Source organism: Litoribrevibacter albus (assembly GCF_030159995.1).
GTDB classification, from domain to species: domain Bacteria; phylum Pseudomonadota; class Gammaproteobacteria; order Pseudomonadales; family Litoribrevibacteraceae; genus Litoribrevibacter; species Litoribrevibacter albus.
Genome location: NZ_BSNM01000024.1, coordinates 1 through 3,973, shown reverse-complemented (window position 1 = coordinate 3,973; position 3,973 = coordinate 1). Strand labels below are relative to the sequence as shown.

Annotated in this window: 2 tRNA genes and 2 rRNA genes; all 4 read left to right on the top strand. The window is 50.5% G+C overall.

Features of this window, described 5'->3' with window-relative positions:
* A 16S ribosomal RNA gene (locus QQL66_RS18515) occupies nucleotides 1–410 on the top strand; the annotation flags it as partial.
* Between the two features lie 123 nt (nucleotides 411–533).
* Nucleotides 534–610 (top strand) — tRNA-Ile (locus QQL66_RS18510).
* A 32-nt stretch (nucleotides 611–642) separates the two neighbouring features.
* Nucleotides 643–718 (top strand) — tRNA-Ala (locus QQL66_RS18505).
* A 276-nt stretch (nucleotides 719–994) separates the two neighbouring features.
* A 23S ribosomal RNA gene (locus QQL66_RS18500) occupies nucleotides 995–3,879 on the top strand.
* Nucleotides 3,880–3,973 lie beyond the last annotated feature (94 nt).

Sequence of the window (3,973 nt, the reverse complement as noted above, 5' to 3'; positions counted from 1 at the left end):
GATTCGGTCGGGAACTATAAGGAGACTGCCGGTGATAAACCGGAGGAAGGTGGGGACGACGTCAAGTCATCATGGCCCTTACGAGTAGGGCTACACACGTGCTACAATGGCCGGTACAGACGGTTGCCAACCCGCGAGGGGGAGCTAATCTGAGAAAGCCGGTCGTAGTCCGGATTGGAGTCTGCAACTCGACTCCATGAAGTCGGAATCGCTAGTAATCGTGAATCAGAATGTCACGGTGAATACGTTCCCGGGCCTTGTACACACCGCCCGTCACACCATGGGAGTGGGTTGCTCCAGAAGTGGTTAGCCTAACCTTCGGGAGGGCGATCACCACGGAGTGATTCATGACTGGGGTGAAGTCGTAACAAGGTAGCCCTAGGGGAACCTGGGGCTGGATCACCTCCTTAAACGAAAAGAGCCTTTTGCGCTCAGTCAAGTGTCCACAACGAATTATCTGAACAAAGAATTAGAGAGAGCGGTTTTAGACTTAAGAGAGTCTTCTAGGCCAGCTTGAGTCAAGACTATTCCATAGGCTTGTAGCTCAGTTGGTTAGAGCGCACCCCTGATAAGGGTGAGGTCGGCAGTTCAAATCTGCCCAAGCCTACCAAATCTCAACGAGTAGTACTCTCGAGATTATTTGGGGCTATAGCTCAGCTGGGAGAGCGCCTGCCTTGCACGCAGGAGGTCTGCGGTTCGATCCCGCATAGCTCCACCACTTCTTTCCAAGAAGAACCCGTGGAACCCAAACTAAAGGGAAATGTTTTTAAAGAAGAATATTTCACCTTTAGTCGTTCGTAAGAACACTATTGTTAATAAGTTGTTCGCAACTTGTTAACCGCTCTTTAAAAATTAGGACAGAGAAATGATGAATTGCTAATAGTAATAGTAATTCTTCGAGTTGTAATACGAGTTAAACTGAATCAAGCGTATTTACATCCGGTGATCGTTAATCAGTCAAATGAACAATAATCCAAACTATTTTGGGTTATATAGTCAAGTGACTAAGCGCATACGGTGGATGCCTTGGCAGTCAGAGGCGATGAAAGACGTTGTAGCCTGCGATAAGCTTCGGGGAGTCGGCAAACAGACTTTGATCCGGAGATCTCTGAATGGGGAAACCCACCCAATGTAAGTTGGGTATCTTACACTGAATACATAGGTGTAAGAGGCGAACCGGGAGAACTGAAACATCTAAGTACCCCGAGGAAAAGAAATCAACCGAGATTCCCTTAGTAGCGGCGAGCGAACGGGGACCAGCCCTTAAGCTTAGGGGACGTTAGTGGAAGGCTCTGGAAAGTGCCGCGATACAGGGTGATAGCCCCGTACACGAAAACTAACCTAAGTGAAATCGAGTAGGACGGGACACGTGGTATCCTGTCTGAACATGGGGGGACCATCCTCCAAGGCTAAATACTCCTGACTGACCGATAGTGAACCAGTACCGTGAGGGAAAGGCGAAAAGAACCCCTGTGAGGGGAGTGAAATAGAACCTGAAACCGTATGCGTACAAGCAGTGGGAGCAGACTTGTTCTGTGACTGCGTACCTTTTGTATAATGGGTCAGCGACTTAATTTCAGTAGCAAGCTTAACCGTTTAGGGGAGGCGTAGGGAAACCGAGTCTTAATAGGGCGTATAGTTGCTGGGATTAGACCCGAAACCAGGCGATCTATCCATGAGCAGGTTGAAGGTGCGGTAACACGCACTGGAGGACCGAACCCACTGTCGTTGAAAAGCCAGGGGATGACTTGTGGATAGGAGTGAAAGGCTAATCAAGCCTGGAGATAGCTGGTTCTCCTCGAAAGCTATTTAGGTAGCGCCTCATGTCTCACCATCGGGGGTAGAGCACTGTTAAGGCTAGGGGGCCATCCCGGCTTACCAACCCTTTGCAAACTCCGAATACCGATGAGTGCAATCATGGGAGACACACGGCGGGTGCTAACGTCCGTCGTGGAGAGGGAAACAACCCAGACCGCCAGCTAAGGTCCCAAAATCTATGTTAAGTGGGAAACGATGTGGGAAGGCTCAGACAGCTAGGAGGTTGGCTTAGAAGCAGCCACCCTTTAAAGAAAGCGTAATAGCTCACTAGTCGAGTCGGCCTGCGCGGAAGATATAACGGGGCTCAAACATAGTACCGAAGCTGCGGATGCCCTTCGGGGCATGGTAGAGGAGCGTTCTGTAAGCCGTTGAAGGTGTGTTGAGAAGCATGCTGGAGGTATCAGAAGTGCGAATGCTGACATGAGTAACGATAAGGGGAGTGAAAAACTTCCCCGCCGGAAGACCAAGGGTTCCTGCGCAACGCTAATCGGCGCAGGGTGAGTCGGCCCCTAAGGCGAGGCAGAAATGCGTAGTCGATGGGAAACAGGTTAATATTCCTGTACCTCTTTATAGTGCGATGGGGGGACGGAGTAGGCTAGGTCAGCCTGGTGATGGTTATCCAGGTTTAAGATTGTAGGCAGAGAGCTTAGGCAAATCCGGGCTCTTAATGCTGAGAGTTGATGACGAGTTACTACGGTAACGAAGTGATTGATGCCATGCTTCCAAGAAAAGCCTCTAAGCTTCAGCTATGAAGAGACCGTACCCCAAACCGACACAGGTGGTCAGGTAGAGAATACCAAGGCGCTTGAGAGAACTCGGGTGAAGGAACTAGGCAAAATGGTACCGTAACTTCGGGAGAAGGTACGCCGACTTTGGTGATCGGACTTGCTCCGTAAGCTGAGGTCGGTCGAAGTGACCAGGTGGCTGCGACTGTTTATTAAAAACACAGCACTCTGCAAACACGAAAGTGGACGTATAGGGTGTGACGCCTGCCCGGTGCCGGAAGGTTAATTGATGGGGTTAGCATTAGCGAAGCTCTTGATCGAAGCCCCGGTAAACGGCGGCCGTAACTATAACGGTCCTAAGGTAGCGAAATTCCTTGTCGGGTAAGTTCCGACCTGCACGAATGGCGTAACGATGGCCACGCTGTCTCCACCCGAGACTCAGTGAAATTGAAATCGCAGTGAAGATGCTGTGTATCCGCGGCTAGACGGAAAGACCCCGTGAACCTTTACTATAGCTTCACAGTGAACTTTGAACATACTTGTGTAGGATAGGTGGGAGGCTTTGAAACCAGGACGCCAGTTCTGGTGGAGCCAACCTTGAAATACCACCCTGGTATGTTTGGGGTTCTAACTCAGGTCCCTTATCGGGATCGAGGACACTGTGTGGTGGGTAGTTTGACTGGGGCGGTCTCCTCCCAAAGAGTAACGGAGGAGCACGAAGGTTGGCTAAGTATGGTCGGACATCATACGGTTAGTGCAATGGCATAAGCCAGCTTAACTGCGAGACAGACACGTCGAGCAGGTACGAAAGTAGGTCATAGTGATCCGGTGGTTCTGTATGGAAGGGCCATCGCTCAACGGATAAAAGGTACTCCGGGGATAACAGGCTGATTCCGCCCAAGAGTTCACATCGACGGCGGAGTTTGGCACCTCGATGTCGGCTCATCACATCCTGGGGCTGAAGCCGGTCCCAAGGGTATGGCTGTTCGCCATTTAAAGTGGTACGCGAGCTGGGTTTAGAACGTCGTGAGACAGTTCGGTCCCTATCTGCCGTGGACGTTGGAAAATTGAAGAGAGCTGCTCCTAGTACGAGAGGACCGGAGTGGACGAACCTCTGGTGTTCGGGTTGTCATGCCAATGGCATTGCCCGGTAGCTACGTTCGGACAGGATAACCGCTGAAAGCATCTAAGCGGGAAGCCCCCTTTAAGATGAGTTTTCCCTAGGTCTTTAAGACCTCTAAAGAGCCGTTCAAGACCAGGACGTTGATAGGCTGGGTGTGTAAGCGTTGTGAGGCGTTGAGCTAACCAGTACTAATTGCTCGTGAGGCTTGGCTATATAACACCAAAGTGGTTTAGAACACTATTGTTCAGCCCGATTGATTAAAACATCAGATGTAAACATCCTGATTCAGACACCGTATTCAATGTGA